We start from the raw sequence: 21,681 nt of genomic DNA, 5'->3' as shown, positions 1-21,681 counted from the left end.
CGGGCCAGGCCGGGCCGGGCCGGGTCGGGCCGGGGACGGCGGAGGCCGGACTCCCCGGTGGGGAGCCCGGCCTCCGCGTCGTGCGGGGGAGCGTCAGGAGGCGACGGCGGCGCGCAGCTTGGCGCCGAGCTCCTCGTCGACGTTCGTCCAGTACTGGAAGAAGCGCTCGCGGATCTCGTCGACGGTGATCGACTGGCCCTGGCCGGTCAGGGTCTCCAGCAGACGGGCCTTGGCGCCGTCGTCGTAGACCTCGCGGTAGAGCGTGCCCGGCTGGACGAAGTCGCCGTCCTCGCTGTGCAGCGTGGCGGCCGTGCGTACCAGCTCGCCGTCCGACTCCCAGGCGCCGTCGTGCCCGCGGGCCGGGTCGGCGACGGGGCCGCCGAACGAGTTCGGCGCGTAGTTGGGCGTGCCCACCTCGTTGAAGTGGTGCCGCTGCGAGCCGTCCTGCGAGTAGTTGTGCACCGGCGCGGCGTGCGGCTGGTTCACCGGCACCGACTGGTAGTTGGTGCCCACGCGGTAGCGCTGCGCGTCCGGGTAGGAGAACACGCGGGCCATCAGCATCTTGTCGGGCGAGATGTCGGTGCCCGGGACCTGGTTGGCCGGGGACAGCGCGATCTGCTCGATCTCCGCGAAGTGGTTCTTCGGGTTGCGGTTCAGCGTGAAGTGGCCGAAGTGGATCAGCGGGTAGTCCGCGTGCGGCCAGACCTTGGTCAGGTCGAACGGGTTGAACCGGTACGTCTTCGCGTCCTCGTACGGCATGACCTGGACCTTGATGTCCCAGACCGGGTTGTCGCCGCGCTCGATCGCCTCGTACAGGTCGCGGCGGTAGTAGTCGGCGTCCGCACCGGCGATCTTCTCGCCCTCCTCACCGCTCAGGAACTTGACGCCCTGGCGGGAGATGAAGTGGTACTTGACCCAGAACTTCTCGCCCGCGGCGTTGGTCCACAGGTAGGTGTGCGAGCCGTAGCCATTCAGCTCGCGCCACGAGGCCGGCAGGCCGCGGTCGCCCATGAGGTAGGTGACCTGGTGGGCCGACTCCGGCGACAGGGTCCAGAAGTCCCACTGCATGTCGGCGTCGCGCAGCCCCGACCAGGGCAGGCGCTTCTGCGAGTGGATGAAGTCCGGGAACTTGATCGCGTCGCGGATGAAGAACACCGGCGTGTTGTTGCCGACGATGTCGAGGTTGCCCTCGGTCGTGTAGAAGCGCAGCGCGAAGCCGCGCACGTCGCGCCAGGTGTCGGGGGAGCCCATCTCGCCGGCGACGGACGAGAAGCGCAGGGCAACCTCGCCCTTCGCACCCGGCTGGAAGGCCGCCGCACGCGTGTACTGCGACACGTCACCGGTGATCTCCCACTCACCGAAGGCGCCGCCGCCCTTGGCGTGCACGATCCGCTCCGGGATGCGCTCGCGGTTGAACTGGGCGAGCTTCTCGACCAGGTAGCGGTCGTGGAGGACCGTGGCGCCGTCGGCGCCGACGGTCAGCGAGTGCGCGTCACTGGCGACCGGGGTACCGGTCTGCGTGGTGGTGTAGGGAGTGGTCATTCAGACGTGCCTTCCTCTGCTGCTAGCGGGGGTTCTTGCGGGGTTCCAGCGGGGCTGGAAGGTCTGTGCGGTCAGGGCTGCGTGGCGGGATCCGCGCCGGGTGCCTTGCCGCGGCAGTCGGGACACAGGCCCCAGTACGTCACCTCGGCGGTCTCGACCACGAACCCGTGGTCGTCGCTCGGGGTGAGGCAGGGCGCGTGGCCCACCGTGCAGTCCACGTCGCCGATGGCGCCGCAGGAGCGGCAGACGATGTGGTGGTGGTTGTCGCCGGTGCGCCGCTCGTAGCGGGCGGGGTGCCCGGCGGGCTCGATACGGCGCAGGAGGCCCGCGTCGGTCAGCGCGTGCAGGACGTCGTAGACCGCCTGCACGGACACGGTGCCGAGCTCCGAGCGGACCGAGCCCAGGACGGCGTCGGTCGTGGCGTGCTGGTTCTCGCCCACGGCGCGCAACGCGGCCACGCGGGCGGCGGTCACGCGCAGGCCGGCGCCGCGGAGGAGCTCCTCTGGCGAGGCGGCGGCGGAGGCGGTGGACGTCATGACCAGCAGCCTAGGCCCTAAACTGGAATCATTCCAGTTGAGCGGGGCAACAGCTTTCGCCCGGCGAAAACGGGGAGCGGCCGACCTCACACCCCGCCACGTGGCGGGTGCTCTCCTCCTCCTGGTATCGTTCAGGGACGACCGACCCGGTGTGAGCCGGGTGCGCAAAGTGGATTCCATCCCACCCGAGTCACGACGGTGCACCGCAAGGTGCCGACAGAGTCCGGGTCCTTGGTCGGACACGAAGGGCCGGCGGTGCTGCTGCCGGGCCAGCGTGTCCTTTCCTCGTGATGGCCTCCACCTGTGTTCAGGGCGGGGGCCATTTCCCGTTCCTGGTGGTCCATCAACGACTTCTTAGGAGCATCACCATCACCGAGCCTCGCATCAACGACCGGATCCGTGTCCCCGAGGTCCGACTCATCGGTCCTGGCGGGGAGCAGGTCGGCGTGGTTGCCACGGCGGTCGCCCTGAAGCTCGCCCAGGACGCTGACCTCGACCTCGTCGAGGTCGCGCCGGACGCCCGCCCGCCCGTCGCCAAGCTCATGGACTTCGGCAAGTTCAAGTACGAGTCCGACATGAAGGCGCGAGAGGCCCGGCGCAACCAGGCGAACACGGTCCTCAAGGAGATCCGTTTCCGCCTCAAGATCGACCCGCACGACTACGGCACCAAGAAGGGCCACGTCGAGCGGTTCCTCTCGGCCGGCGACAAGGTCAAGGTCATGATCATGTTCCGCGGCCGCGAGCAGTCGCGCCCGGAGATGGGTCGTCGCCTGCTGGAGCGCCTGGCGGAGGATGTCGCCGATCTCGGTTTCGTCGAGTCCATGCCCAAGCAGGACGGCCGCAACATGACCATGGTCCTCGGGCCGGTCAAGAAGAAGGCGGACGCCAAGGTCGAGCAGCGCAAGCGCGCGGCCGAGGTGAACGCGGGCCGGATGACCAAGTCCGAGGCCAAGGCCCAGGCACGTGCGGTCGACGAGGCCGGCGACGCGGAGCCCGTCGAGGACCAGATCGACGAGACGGTCGAGACCGTGGTCGAGGAGCCCGCGATCGCGGCCGCTCCGGAGCCCGTCGAGGCGCCGGTCGTCGAGGCCGAGCCGGAGCCCGTCGTCGAGCCGGAGCCTGAGCCCGAGCCGGTCGCCGAGGCCGAGCCGGTCGCCGAGGCCGAGCCGGTCGCCGAGGCCGAGCCGGTCGCCGAGGCCGAGCCCGCCGTCGAGGCGCCTGCCCCGGCAGCGGCGAAGCCGGCCGCGAAGCCCGCGGCAAAGGCTGCCTCCAAGCCGGCAGCGAAGCCCGCCGCCAAGGCAGCTCCCAAGCCGGCCCCGGCCCCCAAGCCGGTGCCGAAGCCCGTGGCTCCCAAGCCGCGTGCGCCGCGCAAGGCCGGCTGAGGCCGAGGTCCCCAAGACCACCACGACACCGGGCCGGCTGACCGGCCCAGGTACACGTCGCCGTTCCAGCAGCGGTCGACCGACATGAGGAGAGACGGCAGTCATGCCGAAGAACAAGACGCACTCCGGCTCCAAGAAGCGGTTCCGGGTCACGGGTAGCGGCAAGGTCATGCGCGAGCAGACCAACGCCCGCCACTACCTCGAGCACAAGTCCAGCCGCCGTACGCGTCGTCTGGCCGTGGACCAGGTCGTCGCGCCTGCCGACGTCAAGAAGATCAAGAAGCTGCTCGGTAAGTGACCCCCGCGGCGCGCGCCTGACGCGCGCCGCCCGGAACCCTTCCAGCCCCGAAGTAACAAGGAGTCTCACGTGGCACGCGTGAAGCGGGCAGTCAATGCCCAGAAGAAGCGCCGTACGACCCTCGAGCGCGCCGCCGGTTACCGCGGCCAGCGCTCGCGCCTCTACCGGAAGGCGAAGGAGCAGGTCACCCACTCGCTCGTCTACGCCTACCGTGACCGGAAGGCGCGCAAGGGCGACTTCCGCAAGCTGTGGATCCAGCGCATCAACGCTGCGTCCCGCGCGGAGGGCCTGACCTACAACCGCCTCATCCAGGGCCTCAAGGCCGCTGGTGTCGAGGTCGACCGCCGCATGCTCGCCGAGCTCGCGGTCAACGACGTGGCGGCGTTCAACGCCCTCGTCCAGGTCGCCAAGGACGCGCTGCCGGCGGACGTCAACGCCCCGGCCGCTGCCTGAGGTTGAGCATCTCACCGGACGCCCGGACAGTGTCCTCCTCGGAGGCACCCGTGCCGCTTGACGTGACGCTCGCGAATCCGCGAGCCGACCGGGTCAAGCAGGTACGGGCACTGTCCGGGCGTTCGGCGCGCTCCCGGCATGGCCTGTACCTGGTGGAGGGGCCGCAGGGCGTCCGCGAGGTCGTGCGGCACGCCTCGGCGTCGGTCCGGGACGTCTACCTGACGCCGTCGGCGGCGTCGCGCTACACCGAGATCGTCGACGACGCGCGCGCGGCCGGGGTGTTCCTGCACGTCGGTACCCCGGAGGTGCTCGACGGGATGAGCGCCGACGCCCAGGGTGTGCTCGCCGTCGTCCGCTCCGCCGCGCCCTCGCTGCGCGAGGCGCTCGACGGGCGGGACCCGGAGCGCGCCGGCCGGCCGCTCCTGGTCGCGGTGCTCGCCACGGTCCGGGACCCGGGGAACGCCGGCACTGTGATCCGCGCCGCGGATGCCGCCGGTGCCGACCTCGTCGTGCTCGCGGGGGAGAGCGTGGACGTGCACAATCCCAAGGTGGTGCGCTCCACCGCGGGGTCGCTGTTCCACCTGCCCGTAGTGACGGGCCTCCCGCTGGACGCCGCGCTGGCGGAGCTGCGTGCCGCCGGGTGCCAGGTCCTCGCCGCCGACGGCACCGGCCCGTTCGACCTGGACGACCTGCTCGACGACGCCGGCAGCGGCACCGCCCCGGACCTCGCCGGGCCTACGGCCTGGGTGTTCGGCAACGAGGCGTGGGGCCTGCCGGAAGCCGACCGGGCCCTGGCCGACGCCGTGGTGCGCGTGCCGATCCGCGGCAGGGCGGAGTCGCTCAACCTCGCGACCGCCGCGACGGTCTGCCTGTACGCGAGCGGCAGGGCGCAGCGCTGAGGCTGCCCGACGCCGCCGCCGACGTCTGGGGCGCGTGGGGCCACGTGCTGCGCCCGGCTGTGCCGGCGTTGCTCGGCGCGGTCCTGGCGATCCGCCTGCTCGTGCGGATCCGGCGCCTGCGGGGCGTCCCGCACGACCGTGCCTGGCGGCACTCCGTCGCGGAGGTCGGCATGGTCGTCGGCACGGCGCCGTGGGTGTGGATGATCCTCACGCCCCGGCCCGCCGGGGAGCGCGGCCTCTCGCTCGTCCCCCTCCAGGACCTTGCGGACCAGCTCTCGGGGCCCGTCCCCGCCGCGGTGGTGCAGGTGGGCGGCAACCTGCTGGTCCTCGCCGCGCTCGGCTTCTTCCTGCCGGTGCGGTTCCGGCTCGTGCCGGGGTCGGGCAGGCGCGCCGGTTCGCGCGAGCGCGCCGAGCCGCGGCCCGGGCCGCGCACCGTGGCGGTGCTCGCCCGGGTCGCCGTCGTGCTCCTCGGGGTGGCGGTGACCGTGGAGGTGCTCCAGTACGCGCTGGGGCTCGGACGGGTGACGTCCGTGGACGACGTGCTGGTGAACGTAACCGGCGGGCTGCTGGCGGCGCTGTGCTCCCGGAGGTGGTGGGCGGACCGTGCGCCGTTCGGCGGGCGCTGAGGACGCCCGAGCGGGTGACTCTTGCTCCTGCTGTATCGCCTCGCGACGTGGTCACCTACCGTGGGGCAGATGAGGTACATGCCTGATCTGAACCGCATCAGCGAGGCCCTGACCGGAGCGTTCGGCGTGCGGCAGGTGTACGGAGATCCGGTCGAGCGCGACGGGACCCTCGTGATCCCGGCCGCCCGCGTGGCGACCGGCGGGGGCTCGGGCGGCGGGGGCGGCACCGAGCCGGGTGGCCACCACGCCAAGGCCGGTGACGCCGAGGGCGGCGAGGCCGGGCCGGCCACCGAGGCCGACGCCGAGGCGGACGGCGAAGCCGGCGCGCTCGGGGAGGGTGGCGGCGGCGGGTTCGGCTTTGGCCGGCGCGCCGAGCCGGCAGGTGCCCTCGTCGTCGACGACCAGGGCGTGCGCTGGGTGCCCGCGGTCGACGTGAACCGGATCGTCCTCGGGGGCCAGATCGCGTTCGTGCTCGCGGCCGCCGTGGTCGCGTGGGCCGTAACGCGCCGCCGTCGTCGTCGGTGAGAAATGGGCTCCCTGCAGCGGGGGCCCGCCCCTAGGATCGTCAGGTGCGGTTGTTCACGGCGGTCATCCCGCCCCAGAGCGTTCTTGACCATCTCGGGCTCGCGATCGATGGCGTACCTGCCTCGCCGCGGTGGGTGCCCCGCGAGAGCCTCCACATCACCCTCGCGTTCTACGCGGACCTCCCGGAGGGGACGGTCCCCGAGCTGCGTGACGACCTGTCCGACGTCGCGCGGAAGCACGGGCCCATCGACCTGAGGCTGCGTGGTGCCGGGTCGTTCGGGGCGCGCGTCCTGTGGATCGGCGTCGACGGCGGGACCGAGGCCCTGAAGGACCTGGCGACCGACTGTCTGGCGGCGTCCCCTCGCGAGGTGCCCGACGACGTGAAACCGCACCGTGCGCACGTCACCGTGGCCCGTGCCCGCGCCGGGCAGGTGAAGCCGCCGCGCGGCCGGGACCGCTGGGGCAAGCGGGCCGGGGCCGAGCCGCGGTCGGCGCTGGAGCCCGCCGCCCAGGCGCTCTCCGTGTACGCCGGACCGGCGTGGACGGCAGACTCGTTCGCGCTCGTCGAGTCCCACCCGGGGGAGGGGCCCCAGGGCGGTCCGCGGTACGAGGTCGTGGAGACCTGGACGCTCGAGGGCTGACGGGCCCCGAGGAGGTCGGGTGCCGTCCCCACGGCCGGGACCAGGGCCGCCCCGGCCGTGGGGACATGGCTGTTCGAGGTGCCGCCGCCCGGTGGGCCGGACACGCCAGGGAAGAGGCCGTGGCAACGGCCGACACGTCCCGCTCACCGTGGACCCGGACTCGAACATGCGTTCTACATTAACGCACTGGTTCGCGATGCGCCACCGATCGTCAACAAGAGCTTCCTTGGGTGGTGATCCGAGATCAAACGCCCTAAACGGGCAGAATGGCTCGCCGGTGCGGTGCGAGGCTATGCCTCCTCACCGACACGGAGAAAAAGTGTGCCAAGCGGATGGGGGTGCGCCCACCGAATCGCGTTGCCCGGTCGCGACGGGGCATGGAATGATGGCGCCATGCAGCCACTGACCCGCCGATTTATGCGGCCCGCCACGGGCCGTGCGGCGAGCGCTGCGCGCGGGCACTGAGCTGCCCTGTGGACAACGCGTCCTGAGCCCTGGCGGGCACCTAGACTTCAGATGCCGGCACGGGTCCCCACGCAGGGACCGGGCCGGCTCCCGAATCCGCCAGGAAGGCAAGCATGTCCACGCCCGATGAGAAGGCACCCATCGATCCGCTCGACGAGGCGGCACTCGACGCCGCGGTCAAGACCGCTCTCGACGAGATCGCGAAGGCCGGCGACCTCGACGCGCTGAAGGTCGTCCGCACGCAGCACACGGGGGACCGCAGCGCCCTGGCCCTCGCCAACCGGGGGATCGGCGCGCTGCCGGGACCCGACAAGGCGAAGGCCGGCAAGCTCGTGGGCCCGCGGCGCGGCCGGATCAACCAGGCGATCGCCGCCCGTCAGTCGGAGCTCGAGGCCGAGCGCGACGCACACGTGCTGCTGGAGGAGACGGTCGACGTCACCCTTCCGGTGCGGCGTTCGACGACCGGCGCCCGGCACCCGATCGAGCTGGTCCAGGAGCGTATCGCCGACTTCTTCGTGGGCCTCGGCTGGGAGATCGCCGACGGCCCCGAGGTCGAGGCCGAGTGGTTCAACTTCGACGCCCTGAACTTCGGCCCGGACCACCCGGCCCGCCAGATGCAGGACACGTTCTATGTGGCGGGGCAGGATGGCGCCGACTCGAACCTCGTGCTGCGCACCCACACCTCTCCGGTCCAGGCGCGCTCCCTGCTGGAGCGTGGCGTGCCCCTGTACATCGCGTGCCCCGGCAAGACGTTCCGCACCGACGCCCTCGACCAGACCCACACGCCGGTGTTCCACCAGGTCGAGGGCCTCGCCGTCGACAAGGGGCTCACCATGGCCAACCTCGTGGGCACCCTGGACGCCTTCGCCCGGGCGATGTTCGGGCCGGAGGCCAGGACGCGCCTGCGCCCGGCGTTCTTCCCGTTCACCGAGCCGTCCGCCGAGATGGACCTGTGGTTCCCGCAGAAGAAGGGCGGCGCCGGCTGGATCGAGTGGGGCGGCTGCGGCATGGTCAACCCGAACGTGCTGCGCGCCGCGGGCGTGGACCCGGAGGAGTACACGGGTTTCGCGTTCGGCATGGGCATCGAGCGCACGCTCATGCTGCGCCACTCGATCGCGGACATGCACGACATCGTGGAGGGCGACGTGCGCTTCTCCACCCAGTTCGGGACGGAGATCTGAAGTGCCCCTCATCGTGAAGGACTGGCTCGCTGACCACGTCGAGCTGCCCGCGGACCTGACCGCCGAGCAGCTCGCGGCCGACCTGGTGAAGGTCGGCCTGGAGGAAGAGGCGATCCACGGCGCGGCCGTGACCGGCCCCCTGGTGGTGGGTCGCGTCCTCGAGATGACCCCCGAGCCGCAGAAGAACGGCAAGACCATCAACTGGTGCCGGGTCGACGTCGGACCCGAGCACAACGACGACGAGGGCGCGCGTGGCATCGTCTGCGGCGCGCACAACTTCGGTGTGGGCGACTACGTCGCGGTCTCGCTGCCCGGCACGGTGCTGCCCGGCCCGTTCCCGATCGCCGCCCGCAAGACCTACGGGCACGTGTCCGACGGCATGATCTGCTCCGTCCGGGAGCTCGGGATCGGCGAGGACCACGACGGCATCCTGGTGCTGACGCGGAACGGGTTCGCCGAGGAGGACCTCACCCCCGGCCAGGACGCGATCGCGCTCCTCGGCCTCGGGGAGGAGGTCCTCGAGATCAACGTGACCCCCGACCGCGGCTACGCGTTCAGCTACCGCGGCGTGGCGCGCGAGTACGCCCACTCCACGGGTGCCAAGTTCACCGACCACGGCCTGGCCACCGGTACCGAGCCGGCGGCCACCGCGGACGGGTTCGAGGTGCGGGTGCAGGACGACGCGCCGATCAACGGCGTGGTCGGCTGCGACCGCTTCGTGACGCGCATCGTGCGGGGCATCGACCCCTCCGCGCCCACGCCTGCCTGGATGAAGCACCGCCTCGAGGGCTCCGGCATGCGGTCCATCTCCCTGGCGGTCGACATCACGAACTACGTGATGCTCGACCTCGGGCAGCCGCTGCACGCCTACGACCTGGCACAGGTCTCGGCGCCGATCGTGGTCCGCCGGGCGGTCCCGGGCGAGCGGCTCACCACGCTCGACGACGTCGACCGGGCCCTGGACGCCGAGGACCTGCTGATCACCGACTCGCCCGACGGCGCGGGCAGCCGCGTGCTCGGCCTGGCCGGCGTCATGGGCGGAGCGTCGTCCGAGGTCAGCGCGACCACCACCGACGTGCTCGTCGAGGCGGCGCACTTCGACCAGATCACGGTCGCCCGTACCGCCCGCCGGCACAAGCTCTCGAGCGAGGCCGCCAAGCGGTTCGAGCGCGGTGTCGACCCCCTTCTGCCCGCCGTCGCGGCGCAGCGCGTCGTCGACCTGCTGGTCGAGCTCGGCGGCGGCACGGCCGACGCCGCCGTGAGCGACCTCGACGAGACCGGGACGCCCGCCCCCATCGCGCTCAAGGTCACCGAGCCCACCCGGCTCTCGGGCGTCGAGTACACCCCGGAGCAGGTACGCAGCACGCTCGAGGAGATCGGCGCCACCGTCGAGGGCGCCGGCGGGGCGGTGCTCACGGTCACGCCGCCGTCCTGGCGGCCCGACCTGACCGAGCCCGCCGGCCTGGTCGAGGAGGTCGTGCGCATCCAGGGTTACGGCGAGATCCCGTCGATCCTCCCGGCGGCCACGGGTGGTCGCGGGCTCACCGCCGAGCAGCGCACGCGCCGCTCGGTCGCGCGCGCCCTGGCCGAGGCCGGGTTCGTCGAGACCCTCAGCTACCCGTTCGTCGGCACGGCCGAGTACGACGCGCTCGGCCTGCCGGCCGACGACCAGCGCCGTGTCTCGCTCCGCCTCGCGAACCCGATGGCGGACGACAAGCCGCTGATGCGGTCCAACCTGCTCGTCACGCTGCTCGACACCGTGCGGCGCAACGTGTCCCGCGGGCTCACGGACCTCGCGGTCTACGAGATCGGGCTGGTCACCACCCCGGTGGACGGAACCCCCGTGGCACCGGCGCTGCCCGGCGGCGTGCGGCCCACCGACGAGCAGCTCGCGGCACTCGCGGCGGCGGTCCCCGACCAGCCGCGCCGGGTCGCCGGTGTGCTGACCGGCAGGCGCGAGCTCGCCGGCTGGTGGGGCCCGGGCCGTGCCGCCGGCTGGGAGGACGCCCTGGAGGCGGCGCGCCTCGTGGCCGAGCGCGCGGGGGTCGACGTCGTCGTCTCCGCCGATCCCGAGCGGATGCCGTGGCACCCGGGACGCTGCGCGCGTCTCGAGCTCGCGGACGGGACGCTCGTCGGCCACGCCGGCGAGCTGCACCCCAAGGTCGTCGAGTCGCTCGGTCTGCCCGCGCGGGCGGCGGCGTTCGAGGTGGACCTGACCGTCCTGGTCGGTGCGGCGTCGGGCGAGCCCGTCGTCGCCACGCCGGTGTCCGCGTTCCCCGCGGCCAAGGAGGACTTCGCCTTCGTGGTCGACGGCGGGGTGCCCGCCGAGGCGGTGCGGTCGGCGATCGTCGCCGGGGCCGGCGAGCTCCTGGAGGACGTCGCCCTGTTCGACGTCTTCACGGGGGAGCAGGTGGGCGAGGGCAAGAAGTCGCTCGCATACTCACTGCGGCTGCGTGCGGCGGACCGGACGCTGTCGGCGAAGGAGGTCCGCGCGGTGCGCGACGCCGTCGTGGAGTCGGCGTCGGCCGAGGTGGGCGCGGTGCTGCGTGGCTGACACGGCCGCGCCGAACCCGTCCGAGGCGGCCGCGCCCGGGCCCGCCCGCACGGCGCTCGTCACGGGCGCCTCGCGCGGCATCGGCCGGGAGATCGCGCTGGGTCTCGCGCGAGCAGGGCTGGACGTCGCCCTGCTCGCGCGGGACGCGGCGCGGCTCGAGGCCGTGGCCGCCGAGGTCCGGGCTGCCGGGGCGACCGCCGCGGTGCTCACCGCCGACGTGTCCGACCCGGCGGCGGTACGTGCCGCCGTCGGGCAGGCGGAGGACGCGCTCGGCTCGATCGACCTCCTGGTCAACAACGCGGGTGCCATCGAGTCCGAGCACCCGCTGTGGGAGGCCGACCCCGACGAGTGGTGGTCGGTCTTCGAGACCAACGTGCGCGCGCCGTTCCTGTTCAGCCGCTTCACGGTACCGGGCATGATCGCGCGCGGCGGGGGCCGGGTCGTCGACCTGGCCTCGGGTGCGAGCTCGCACGAGATGGCCGGCGGGCACTCGGCGTACAACGCGAGCAAGACCGCGCTGGTGCGGATGGGCGCCAACCTGCACGAGGACGGTTTCCCGCACGGGATCCGCGTCTTCGAGCTGGCGCCCGGGGTCGTGAAGACCGACATGTCGACGGGCATGACGCTGCACGAGAACCGCACGGAGTGGACCCCGGCCGAACGGGTGACCGACGTGGTCAACGCGATCGCGGCGGGGGAGCTCGACGCGTGCTCGGGCTGGTTCCTGCGGGTCTCGGACGACACCCCCGAGTCGCTCAAGGCGCTGGCCGCTGACGTCGCGGAACAGGGCGCCGGGGCGACCGCACGCCGGCTGCGCGTGCTCCCGGCCGGCAGCGGTGACCCACTGGCCGCGGCCCTCACGGGCCGCTGACGGGGTACGCAGCCAGGCTGACCCGGCCGCAAGTTCGCTTCGAGACCCGAGTTTCTTCGCTTTGAGACGGCTCAAAGCGAAGAAACTCGGGTCTCGAAGCGAAGAGGCGCGGTCTCGAGAGGGATCGGGAGCGATCGGGCAGCTGCTGCGTCCCCGCGACCAGCCGGCCCGTCTTGTCAGCGGGGCCAGTCTCGTCAGCAGGCCGTCTTGTCAGCAGGCCCGTCAGCGTGCCGGGAGCGCAGCGCTCAAGAGCCGGCCCAGCGGGATCGACCGGGCGATCGCCGTCTGCCCCGCGATGTTCGCGTGGACCCCGTCCCCGGTGTCGTACGGCGGGTAGATGGAGTTCGGGTTGTCCGGGTCGCGCAGCACGGCGTCGAGGTCGAACACGCCGTCGCAGGTCCCCGAGCAGTTGCCGCCCGCCCGGACGAAGTCGTTCACGACCGCGCGCCGCGCGTTCTGCTCGGCGGTGTAGCCGGGCCGCGGCGTGATCGGCGTGACGAAGACCCGGATCCCGGCAGCCCGCAGGCGGGCGAACGTGTCCCGGTAGGCCGCCAGGATCGTCTCGGCGCTGCAGTTGTTCGCGAGGTCGTTGGTGCCGTAGTAGTAGATGACCGCCCGCACGCGGTGGAGCGCGAGCACGTCGCGGTCCAGGCGCGAGACGCCGTCCAGGCCGCCGGCTCCGCACGCGGGCGCCGCCGTGGTCCCGGCGATCCCCTCGTTGACCACGGCGACCTGACGGCCGGCGGGCAGCTCGTCCACCACGCGCTGCGCGAGCGTGTCGGTCCAGCGCTGGAACACCGCCGGCGCCGGGCAGCCGGTGCCGCAGTTGTCCGCGCCCACGCCGTCGACCACCGAGCTGCCGTAGGCGACCACCGTGCCGGCGACGTCGGGGCCGAGCACATCGACGGCGCTGACCAGGTACGTCCAGCCGTGCGTGTCGGGGAAGCCGGCACCCGAGGTGTCGGCGGTGGTGTTGCCGCCGCCCGTCGTCGAGAAGTAGTTGGTGCGGCCCGCCAGGTCGTGGAGCATCATCCGGGTCGGGTTCGCGAGGTAGAAGCTGACGGCCAGGTCGTCCAGGGCGGACGTCGCCAGGTCCACCGGGTCGCTCCAGACCTCGCCGCCGGCTGGGACCGACACGATGGGCGAGCCGCCGAAGGTGACGGTGCGCAGGGTCTCCGGCCGCACGGCCGCACCCCCGGCGCTCAGCCCCGCGGTGGTCGCGTTCACCACCAGGGGAGCCGTGCCGAACTGGTTCTGCAGCCGCACGCGCAGCGCGGAGCCGCCCTGCGTCAGCCGGGTCACGACCCGGACCGACCGGTTCTGGAACGTCTCGGGGCTCAGCCCGGAGCTGCGCTGCTGCGACTGCGTCCACGCCGTCGACCACTCGTCGGCGTCGGGCGCGGAGGCGCCGGCGGTGACGCCGCCGCCGACGGCGACCCCCGCCGCCGTGACGAGCGTGATCACGGTACGTGCAAGGTCTCGGAACACCATCGGTCCACCCGCTCCGTTGCTCGAGTCAGCACTGATCGAGTACGTGGCGTGGCACACCGTGCGCCCCGCCAGGCGGAACGCCCGCCAGACGGAACGTATGACCCGGGCACCCGACTGTCAACGCTGTCATCGCCGACCGGGTGATTTTTTTCCTGGCCTGCGGGCGCGTCCGCTCCTACGGTGTGCGGGCAACCGTCCCCTCGTGCAAGGAGACCACCATGCGCCGTCGCCGCCGCTCCGCACTCGCCGTCGCGAGCCTCGGGCTGGCCGCCCTGCTCGCCACCGCGGGCCAGGCCACAGCGAGCCCGTCCACAGCGAGCCCGTCCCCAGCGAGCCCGTCCCCAGCGAGCCCGTCCCCAGCGAGCCCGTCCCCAGCGAGCCCGTCCACGTCCGAGCCGGCCGGGCAGTCCGACCAGGCCGCCCTCGCGGCCGCCGCGACCCCGCTCACCGCGAGCAACTTCCGCTACACGCTGTCGCAGACGTCGTCGACCCTGGTCAGCGCGCTCGACTCGGCGCTGCCCAACGTGACGATGGGCGCGGTGGCCGACGACGCCAACCGCACCCCGAGCTGCGGCAGCGCCCCGTCGGTCACGAACCGCACGGCGTACTACTGCTGGAACGACGGCGACCAGGACACGGACGCCTGGTACCCGCAGGGCATCACCACCAGCTCGGACGCGTACGCCGAGGGCACCTACGACGGCAAGCGGATCAACCTGGTGAGCTGGTACGACCACGCCGAGGACGGTATCGACAAGGGCGTCCGCATCAGCGTGTCGAACCTGTCGGCGAGCGCCTCCGCCCCGCCGTACCGGCACATCCTGCTGGTCGAGCCGAGCGGGACGGCGAGCGCGCCGTCGTTCAAGGCCGTGAACGTCCATGCGGGCGGCATCATGTGGTACGGGAACCTGCTGTACGTGGCGGACACGAGCGGCGGGTTCCGGGTGTTCGACCTGAACCACCTGTGGCAGGTCTCGACGGGGAACTCGTCGGCGATCGGGCGGCAGTCGGACGGTTCGTACCAGGCCTTCGACTACAAGTACGTGCTGCCGCAGACGGCGAGGTTCACCGACTCGACGGCGGGCGGGTACGCGCAGCTGCAGCACTCGTCGGTCTCCCTGGACCGGACGAGCACGCCGGACTCGGTGGTCGTCAGCGAGTACCGCAGCGCGGCCGACGTCGACGCGGGCGCGCAGGTCAGGACGATCCGGGTGCCGATCGACTACACGAACCGGTACCTGAAGCCGGCGTCGGACGGGATCATCAAGGCGAACGAGGCCTACCGGACGGACCTGGAGGGCGTGCAGGGTTCGACGGCGATCAACGGGGAGTTCTTCTTCTCGCAGAGCGACGGTTCCGACCACTCGGACCCGAACTCGGACGGTGACCTGCACACGTTCGTGGCGCCGTCGGGCTCGATCGTGCGGCACGGCAACGCGCTCACGGTGGGGGCGGAGGACCTGTCGTACGACCCGACGAGGGACTACCTGTGGTCGCTGGGCGAGTACCCGGGCTACCGGTGGGTGTACGCGGCGGACGCGTCGTCGTTCTGAGCCTCGGCACCGACGTCCCGCCTGACGGGTCAGACGGACGGGTCACCCCCGTGACCTGTACGTCTGACCCGTCGTGGGAGTGAGGTGGCTGCGTGTCGTGTGCTGTTCACCGGGTCGAGCCGAACCTAGGGTGGTCCCGTGACGCGTCGCATCGAGGACTACGGGATGGTCGGTGATCTCCAGACCGCCGCACTGATCGGCCGGGACGGATCGGTCGACTGGATGTGCCTGCCGAGGTTCGACTCCCCGGCGTGCTTCGCGGAGCTTCTCGGTGACGAGCGGCACGGGTCGTGGCGGCTGGGCCCGACGTCGGGCGGCGACTGCACGAGCCGGCGCTACCGGGACGGCACCCTGATCCTCGAGACGGAGTGGGAGCTGCCGGAGGGGCGGGTCCGGGTGATCGACCTGATGCCGCCGCGCGGGGACGAGGCCGACCTGGTCCGGATCGTCGAGGGGGTCAGCGGCAAAGTCGCCATGACCACCGAGCTGCGGCTCCGGTTCGACTACGGGAACATCGTGCCCTGGATCACGCAGGACGGGGACGCGCTGCGCGCCGTGGCGGGCCCGGACTCCGTGCGCATCGACTCGGTGGTCCCGATGGCGCGTGAGGGTGTGAGCGACGGGTCGGTGCTGCGTGCGGAGTTCACCGTGGGGCCGGGTGACCGGGTGCCGTTCGTCCTGAACTATCACGCGTCCCACCTGGAGACCCGGGACCCGGTGGAGCCGTACGCGGCCTTGCGCGACACCGAGGAGTTCTGGCACTCCTGGCTCGAGGGCTGCAGCTACACGGGGCAGTGGCCCGACGCCGTGCACCGCTCGCTGATCACGCTGAAGGCCCTCACCTACGCCCCGACGGGTGCGATCGCGGCGGCGGCCACGACGTCGCTGCCCGAGCAGCTCGGCGGCACCCGCAACTGGGACTACCGGTACTGCTGGCTGCGCGACGCCGGTCTCACGCTGCAGGCCCTGATCGGCACGGGCTTCATCGACGAGGCGCGCGAGTGGCGGGCGTGGCTCCTGCGGGCCGTGGCCGGCGACCCGGCGGACCTGCAGATCATGTACGGGCTCGACGGGCGGCGCCGGCTGCCGGAGTACACGCTCGACTGGCTGCCCGGCTTCGAGGGGTCCGCGCCGGTGCGGATCGGCAACGACGCGGCCGGTCAGCTCCAGATCGACGTGTGGGGCGAGACGCTGGACGCCCTGCACCACGCGCGCGAGGCGGGGCTGGAGCAGGACCAGGACGTGTGGCGGCTGCAGCGGGCCCTGCTGGAGCACCTCGAGGAGCACTGGGACGACCTCGACAACGGGCTCTGGGAGGTGCGCGGTCCGCGCCGCGCGTTCGTGCACTCGCGCGTCATGGCCTGGGCGGGCTTCGACCGGGCCGTCCGCGCCGTCGAGAAGTACGGCCTGGTCGACGAACCCGTCGAGCGCTGGCGCGCCGTGCGCGACCGGATCCACGACGACGTGTGCACCCACGGGTTCGACGCCGAGCGGAACACGTTCACGCAGTTCTACGGCTCGGACGGGCTCGACGCCGCGCTGCTGCTGATCGGCCAGGTCGGCTTCCTGCCCTGGGACGACCCCCGCGTCGTCGGCACCGTGGACGCCGTGCAGCGCGAGCTCGGCCAGGACGGGCTGCTGCGGCGCTACCACAACGAGGCCGACGACCAGGTGGACGGCCTGCCCGGCGCCGAGGCGACGTTCCTGGTGTGCAACTTCTGGCTGGTCGACGCGCTGCACGGCATCGGCCGGGTCGACGAGTCGGTCGCCCTGTTCGAACGGCTGCTCGCCGTGCGCAACGACCTGGGCCTGCTCAGCGAGGAGTACGACCCGGCCACCGGCCGGCACCTCGGCAACACACCCCAGGCGTTCAGCCACCTGGGTCTGGTCAACAGCGCGCTGCGGCTGGGTCAGCCTCGCGAGTCGCGCCAGGCGACCCAGTCCGTGACGGTCGACAGGTCGTAGTCCGGGCCGGTCACCCCGACGGTGAACAGCGTGGCCCCGGCCGCCACGAGGGCCTCGCCCTCCTGAGCGGGCGAGCCCTGCGCCTGCACCGAGCGCTCGACCAGTGCGGCGGTGTCCCGCCCGACGGCGGCACCGTGCTCGTCGAGGATCGCGGACTTGCTCGTCAGGGTCGGCACATCGCCGAACGCGTGCCAGATGTCGGCGTGCTCGGCCACGATCCGCAGCGTCTTGCGCACCCCGCCGCCGCCGATCAGGATCGGGATCTCGCGCGAGGGCGCCGGGTTGCCGGCCGCCAGCCGGGCCTTGATACGCGGCATCGCGTCGGCCAGGCTCGCGATGCGCGAACCCGCCGTGCCGAACTCGTAGCCGAACTGGTCGTAGTCCTTCTCGAACCAGCCGGCGCCCAGGCCCAGGATCAGCCGCCCGCCCGAGATGTGGTCGACCGTGCGCGCCATGTCCGCCAGCAGGTCGGGGTTGCGGTAGCCGATGCCGGTCACGAGCGCGCCGATCTCCACGCGCTCGGTCTGCTCCGCCCACGCGCCGAGCATGGTCCAGCACTCGAAGTGCTTGCCGTCGGGGTTGCCCCGCAGCGGGAAGAAGTGGTCCCAGTTGAAGATGATGTCGACGCCGGCGTCCTCGGCGCGGAGCACCGCGTCACGCAGGGCGGAGTAGTCGGCGTGCTGGGGCTGGAGCTGGACACCGATGCGGATCGGGCGGTCTGTCATGGCGGCAGCCTACGACCGGTCCGATCCGGCAGCCTACGGCCCGCCCGATCCGGTAGCCTCTGCCGCACGTGACACGGGGTGCCCTGCCAGGGCTGAGACCACACCCGTCGAACCTGATCCAGATCATGCTGGCGAAGGGATGTCCATCGTGACTACTTCTGTTGTCCCCGTTTCCACCGAGACCCCGGCCGGCGTCGCCGAGCCGGCCCGCCCCGCCGCCGTCCGCCCCTTCACCGAGGAGGCCTGGGAACGCATCGCGGGCTGGCGCGACGCCGTCGAGCACATGCCGTTCGTCCGGGCGCTCGGGGACGGCTCGCTGCCCGCCGAGTCCTTCGCGTTCTACCTCGCCCAGGACGCTGCCTACCTGCGCGAGTACTCGCGCATCCTGGCGCGGGCCGCGCAGGTGGCGCCCGACCCGGCCGCGCAGGGCTTCCTCGCGCGGTCGTCCGTGACGGCCCTGGAGGTCGAGACGGCGCTGCACCGCGACTGGCTGGGCGCCCACGCCGGGCTGGCGGCCAGCGAGGTCGCCGCGATCGTGCCGTCCCCCGTGACCGCGGCGTACACGGGCCACCTGCACGCCGCGGCGTCGGGCAGCTACGCCGAGACGGTCGCCGCGCTCCTGCCGTGCTTCTGGCTCTACGCGCATGTCGGGAGCGTGCTCGTGGACCTGGCCGGACGCCGCCCCGGCGGCCTGGCGGGGCACCGGTACGGGGCCTGGATCGGCACCTACGGCGACGAGGCCTTCCAGGAGTCGACCCGGCAGGCCCGCCGTCTGGCCGACGACGCGGCCCGCTGGGTCTCCCCGGACGAGCGCGAGCGCATGCTGCGGGCGTTCGAGATCTCGTCGGTGCACGAGTACCTCTTCTTCGAGCAGGGCCTGACCGCCCCGACCTGGCCGACGCCGCCCGTCCGCGCCTGAGGCGTGTCGGTCGGGCGCGAGATCGTGTCCCGAGGTCGAGACTAGGGGGTGACGCCGGCCGCCGGCGTCACCCCTCCAGGACAGGAGCACCGATGCCGAGCTACAGCACCTCCGCCGAGATCGACGCCTCGCCCGAGGCCGTCTGGGCGGTCTTGTCCGACGTCGAGCACATGCCCGACTGGACGTCGTCCATGACGTCGGTCGAGATCATCGACGGGCCCAACCCGCCGGACGTCGGCACGCAGGTGCGGATCGAGCAGCCCAGGCTGCCGCTCGCGATCTGGCTGATGGACGAGTGGGACCCGCCGCGCCACTTCGCGTGGATCAGCGAGGCGCCGGGCCTGACCACGCAGGCGGAGCACCTGGTCGAGCCCCTGCCCGACGGCCGCTCCCGCGTGACGCTCGCGATCACGCAGACCGGCTCCCTGGCCTGGCTGTTCGGCAACCTGGTGCGGGGCCGCACGCGGCGGTACGTCGACACCGAGCTGGCCGGGCTCGAGGCCCGGGTCACCCAGCGGGGCTGACGCCGTCCCGGGTGGCCACCGCGAACACCCGGCGGAACGCCAGCGGCGTGCCGTGCTCGAGCTCGGGGTAGGCCTCCCGGAGCGCCGCGCCGAACTCCTCCTCGAACCTGGCGCGCAGGGCCGGGTCCTTCGCCTCCAGCGCCTGGAGCGTGGGCTGCGCGCCGGTCGCCGAGATCCAGCGCAGCACCGGGTCCGGTCCGTGCAGGACGTGCGTGTAGGTGGTCTCCCACGCGTCGACGGTCCAGCCCGGCCGGGCCAGGAGCTCCAGGTACTCGGCCGGGTCGGCGGTAGCCCGTCGCTCGACGGGCCCGACGACGTCGGCGTACGGCGCGCGGGCGGCGACCTCACGCAGGAGCCGGTGGCTGGGCGCGTCGTGGTTGCCCGGCACCTGGAACGCGAAGGTCTGCGTGGCGCGGTCGGCCAGCGTGGTGAGGAGCTCGCGGTGCCCCGGGACCCACTGGAGCGCCGCGTTGCTGATGACGAGGTCGGCGGTGTGCTCGTCCGTGCTGAGGTCGGCCAGCACGTACTCGGTGCCCGGGTCGGCGGCGCGGGCCCGGTCGATCATGGCGGGGGAGGCGTCCACCCCGGTGACGTGCGCCTCGGGCCAGCGTGCGCGGAGCACGGAGGTGAGATGGCCCGGACCGCACCCGAGGTCGACGATCGTGGCGGGCGTGCCCGGCACCCGGGCGACCAGCTCCGTGAACGGGCGGGACCGCTCGTCCGTGTACTGCAGGTAGGCACCGGGGTTCCAGTCGGCCATCACAACTCCTCGCCGTCGAGTATCTTGATGTCAAGATACATCACGACGGGCCGGGCCGCGGCGTCCGCGCTACGCGACCTCGATGTAGTCCAGCTCCGTGAACGCCGTCCCCTTGCCCAGCCGGACGGTGTTCCAGCCGGCCTGCAGCGTGATGTCCTTGCTGGACTGCTGCCAGTTGTCCCAGCCGGTGATCGGGTAGCTGATGGACCCGGCGGACACCCCGTTGACCGTGACCGTGTGCGACGCCGTCACGGCCGAGCCGTTGGCGTAACCCACGTGCAGCGTGTAGCTGCCGGACGTCGGCACGTAGACCGAGCCGACGTCGACCCAGCTGTCGGCGTGGTCGATGTAGGCGGCGACCTTGCCGTCGGACGCGCCGGCCGCGTTCTCGCGGACCGTGCAGTTGTTCAGGGTGCCGCGCTCGGCCTCGTAGCGCACCCGGCTGCCGCGCACCACCGGGTTCGAGTTCGCCCAGCCGAGGTCGGCGACGTACATGCCGCGGCCGCCCGCGTCCCGGTGGCCGTGGAAGATCAGCTTGTCGCCCCCGGCGTCCCGCAGCACGTCGGCGCCGCCTGGTCCGGACACCGCGCCGTCGAGCGAGTCGGTGGTCATGAGGAACCGGAACGCCTTGGTGTACGGGCCGGTGATCGAGCTGGCCACCGCGTAGTTGGTGCCGTACGAGTTGGTGCTGTACGGGCCCGCCGAGTAGAACAGCACGTACGTGCCGCCCACCTTGGTCACGACCGGCGCCTCGATGATGCCGGCCTCGTCGGCCCGGTCGTTGCGCAGCACCTGGGTGGCGCCGCCCTGGAAGGTGAGGCCGTCCGCGGCCACGCGCTGCACGTGGATCCAGGTGGTGGCGCCGATGGCGTTGCCGTCGTTCTTCCACAGGATGTACCGGGTGCCGTCGGTGTCGACGAAGCTGGACGCGTCGATCGCGCCGCCCGCCTCCAGCGGGCAGATGAGCGGCTCGCTGCCGACGGGCGCGAACGGGCCGCCGGGGGAGTCGGCCAGCGCCGCGCCGATGCACTGCCGCCCGGACGCGGTGTGCCACGCCGTGTAGTAGAGGACGTACTTGCCGTCGGCGCGCTGCGAGACGTCGGGCGCCCAGGTGCGTCCGGTCTTGGCCCACGCGCCGAGGGTCGGCAGGGCGTCGGCGGACTGGAAGGTCCACGGCCCGTCCGGGTCGGGCGCGGTGGCCCAGGGCAGGTTCTTGCCCTGGTTGGTGGCGTACGCGTAGTAGGTGTTCCCGAACTTCGACACGTCGGGGTCGGGGAAGTCGCGGTCGAGCACGAGGCTCGGCCGCACCGTCGTCCGGACGGAGACGTCACCGGCGGGCGCGCCGTCCGCGGGGGCGGCGGCGGTGGCGCCGTCGTCCGCGGGCGCGGCGGCGGCCGAGCTGGTGGTGAGGGCGCCGAGCGCCAGTGCGGCGACGGCGGCCCCGGCGGCCAGGGCGCGGGAGAAGCGAGGAAGTACCACGTTGAACCTCCGAGCTGGAACGAACCGGACGGGTGAATTGTCGCTACCGCGCGGATCGGTGTAAAGGCCTGGGTGCGCGCAGGGGCGAAAAGGATCCAACGTTAAACCGATCCGATGCCCAACTGCCTGCACCGTTCGCCCGGCCCTGTCGGCTCTGTCGGTCCCGGCGGCGTCGGCAGCTTGCGTCGCGAACTCGGCAGTTTGCGTCGCGAGCTCGGTAGTTGGCACTGAGATCGGCACAGGCCTGTGCCGATCTCAGTGCCAACTACCGATGACGGGGGCTATGTGCCGA

At 72.5% G+C, this 21,681-nt stretch carries 20 protein-coding genes and 1 riboswitch; of the genes, 14 read left to right on the top strand and 6 right to left on the bottom strand.

Going from position 1 to position 21,681, the window contains the following annotated elements; genetic code table 11:
* Nucleotides 1–93: 93 nt before the first annotated feature.
* Both AB0I29_RS19175 and AB0I29_RS19170 read right to left on the bottom strand, forming a co-directional pair.
* Complete coding sequence (locus AB0I29_RS19175; RefSeq protein WP_357484419.1) at nucleotides 94–1,542, bottom strand: catalase; 1,449 nt, start codon at nucleotides 1,540–1,542, stop codon at nucleotides 94–96.
* A gap of 71 nt (nucleotides 1,543–1,613) precedes the next feature.
* Complete coding sequence (locus tag AB0I29_RS19170) at nucleotides 1,614–2,078, bottom strand: Fur family transcriptional regulator (RefSeq protein ID WP_357484416.1); 465 nt, start codon at nucleotides 2,076–2,078, stop codon at nucleotides 1,614–1,616.
* A gap of 290 nt (nucleotides 2,079–2,368) precedes the next feature.
* On the opposite strand from AB0I29_RS19170, the gene infC reads away from it, so the two are divergent.
* The 10 genes from infC to AB0I29_RS19120 all read left to right on the top strand — a co-directional run bounded on the left by infC (nucleotide 2,369) and on the right by AB0I29_RS19120 (nucleotide 11,973).
* Nucleotides 2,369–3,460, top strand: coding sequence for a translation initiation factor IF-3 (gene infC / locus AB0I29_RS19165; RefSeq protein ID WP_357484413.1), 1,092 nt, complete (start codon nucleotides 2,369–2,371; stop codon nucleotides 3,458–3,460).
* Nucleotides 3,461–3,563: 103 nt separating this feature from the next.
* Nucleotides 3,564–3,758 (top strand): 50S ribosomal protein L35, encoded by a 195-nt coding sequence (rpmI, locus tag AB0I29_RS19160; protein ID WP_020016628.1) that lies wholly within the window; start codon nucleotides 3,564–3,566, stop codon nucleotides 3,756–3,758.
* 69 nt (nucleotides 3,759–3,827) lie between these two features.
* On the top strand, nucleotides 3,828–4,211 hold the full coding sequence (gene rplT / locus AB0I29_RS19155) for a 50S ribosomal protein L20 (RefSeq protein ID WP_285101606.1): 384 nt from the start codon (nucleotides 3,828–3,830) through the stop codon (nucleotides 4,209–4,211).
* Nucleotides 4,212–4,261: 50 nt separating this feature from the next.
* Entirely contained in the window at nucleotides 4,262–5,110 is an 849-nt protein-coding gene (locus tag AB0I29_RS19150) for an RNA methyltransferase (protein WP_285101608.1), read from the top strand.
* 44 nt (nucleotides 5,111–5,154) lie between these two features.
* The gene (locus AB0I29_RS19145) at nucleotides 5,155–5,736 is read left to right on the top strand and encodes a VanZ family protein (protein WP_357484407.1); all 582 of its coding nucleotides are present in this window, start codon (nucleotides 5,155–5,157) and stop codon (nucleotides 5,734–5,736) included.
* A 78-nt stretch (nucleotides 5,737–5,814) separates the two neighbouring features.
* Complete coding sequence (locus AB0I29_RS19140) at nucleotides 5,815–6,261, top strand: hypothetical protein (protein ID WP_357484404.1); 447 nt, start codon at nucleotides 5,815–5,817, stop codon at nucleotides 6,259–6,261.
* A 44-nt stretch (nucleotides 6,262–6,305) separates the two neighbouring features.
* Nucleotides 6,306–6,902, top strand: coding sequence for an RNA 2',3'-cyclic phosphodiesterase (thpR, locus tag AB0I29_RS19135; RefSeq protein ID WP_285101614.1), 597 nt, complete (start codon nucleotides 6,306–6,308; stop codon nucleotides 6,900–6,902).
* A 578-nt stretch (nucleotides 6,903–7,480) separates the two neighbouring features.
* A complete protein-coding gene (pheS, locus tag AB0I29_RS19130; RefSeq protein ID WP_285101616.1) occupies nucleotides 7,481–8,548 on the top strand; it encodes a phenylalanine--tRNA ligase subunit alpha in 1,068 nt (355 codons plus the stop codon).
* 1 nt (nucleotide 8,549) lies between these two features.
* Nucleotides 8,550–11,102, top strand: a complete 2,553-nt coding sequence (gene pheT / locus AB0I29_RS19125; protein WP_357484399.1) for a phenylalanine--tRNA ligase subunit beta — start codon at nucleotides 8,550–8,552, stop codon at nucleotides 11,100–11,102.
* Entirely contained in the window at nucleotides 11,095–11,973 is an 879-nt protein-coding gene (locus AB0I29_RS19120) for an SDR family oxidoreductase (RefSeq protein WP_285101620.1), read from the top strand. Before pheT ends, AB0I29_RS19120 begins: the two co-directional genes overlap by 8 nt.
* A 222-nt stretch (nucleotides 11,974–12,195) precedes the next feature.
* On the opposite strand, the gene AB0I29_RS19115 is transcribed toward AB0I29_RS19120, so the two are convergent.
* Nucleotides 12,196–13,437: a GDSL-type esterase/lipase family protein gene (locus tag AB0I29_RS19115; RefSeq protein WP_357484395.1), complete on the bottom strand. Its 1,242-nt coding sequence runs from the start codon at nucleotides 13,435–13,437 to the stop codon at nucleotides 12,196–12,198.
* 245 nt (nucleotides 13,438–13,682) lie between these two features.
* Here AB0I29_RS19115 and AB0I29_RS19110 point away from each other — a divergent pair, with 245 nt between their 5' ends.
* Together AB0I29_RS19110 and AB0I29_RS19105 are read left to right on the top strand one after the other, a co-directional pair.
* Nucleotides 13,683–15,017, top strand: coding sequence for a hypothetical protein (locus AB0I29_RS19110; RefSeq protein ID WP_357484391.1), 1,335 nt, complete (start codon nucleotides 13,683–13,685; stop codon nucleotides 15,015–15,017).
* Between the two features lie 138 nt (nucleotides 15,018–15,155).
* The gene (locus tag AB0I29_RS19105; RefSeq protein WP_357484388.1) at nucleotides 15,156–16,982 is read left to right on the top strand and encodes a glycoside hydrolase family 15 protein; all 1,827 of its coding nucleotides are present in this window, start codon (nucleotides 15,156–15,158) and stop codon (nucleotides 16,980–16,982) included.
* On the opposite strand, the gene AB0I29_RS19100 is transcribed toward AB0I29_RS19105, so the two are convergent.
* Nucleotides 16,928–17,707 carry an LLM class F420-dependent oxidoreductase gene (locus AB0I29_RS19100; RefSeq protein WP_285101627.1) on the bottom strand — a complete coding sequence of 260 codons (780 nt, stop codon included), beginning with the start codon at nucleotides 17,705–17,707 and terminating at the stop codon, nucleotides 16,928–16,930. The genes AB0I29_RS19105 and AB0I29_RS19100 overlap by 55 nt on opposite strands.
* A 64-nt stretch (nucleotides 17,708–17,771) precedes the next feature.
* A riboswitch (TPP riboswitch) is annotated at nucleotides 17,772–17,864 on the top strand.
* Here AB0I29_RS19100 and AB0I29_RS19095 point away from each other — a divergent pair.
* Both AB0I29_RS19095 and AB0I29_RS19090 read left to right on the top strand, forming a co-directional pair.
* Nucleotides 17,856–18,626, top strand: a complete 771-nt coding sequence (locus AB0I29_RS19095; RefSeq protein WP_357484384.1) for a TenA family protein — start codon at nucleotides 17,856–17,858, stop codon at nucleotides 18,624–18,626. Its footprint overlaps the riboswitch before it by 9 nt.
* Nucleotides 18,627–18,718: 92 nt before the next feature.
* Nucleotides 18,719–19,150 (top strand): SRPBCC family protein, encoded by a 432-nt coding sequence (locus AB0I29_RS19090; protein ID WP_285101631.1) that lies wholly within the window; start codon nucleotides 18,719–18,721, stop codon nucleotides 19,148–19,150.
* On the opposite strand, the gene AB0I29_RS19085 is transcribed toward AB0I29_RS19090, so the two are convergent.
* Together AB0I29_RS19085 and AB0I29_RS19080 are read right to left on the bottom strand one after the other, a co-directional pair.
* The gene (locus AB0I29_RS19085; protein WP_357484379.1) at nucleotides 19,134–19,910 is read right to left on the bottom strand and encodes a methyltransferase domain-containing protein; all 777 of its coding nucleotides are present in this window, start codon (nucleotides 19,908–19,910) and stop codon (nucleotides 19,134–19,136) included. The genes AB0I29_RS19090 and AB0I29_RS19085 overlap by 17 nt on opposite strands.
* Before the next feature lie 69 nt (nucleotides 19,911–19,979).
* Nucleotides 19,980–21,389 (bottom strand): family 43 glycosylhydrolase, encoded by a 1,410-nt coding sequence (locus AB0I29_RS19080; protein WP_357484376.1) that lies wholly within the window; start codon nucleotides 21,387–21,389, stop codon nucleotides 19,980–19,982.
* Nucleotides 21,390–21,681: the final 292 nt, after the last annotated feature.

Origin of the sequence: Promicromonospora sp. NPDC050262 (genome assembly GCF_040655935.1) — a bacterium.
Lineage (GTDB): Bacteria > Actinomycetota > Actinomycetes > Actinomycetales > Cellulomonadaceae > Promicromonospora.
Note: the sequence above shows the minus strand (reverse complement) of the source record. Positions and strands in the feature narration are given on the sequence as shown.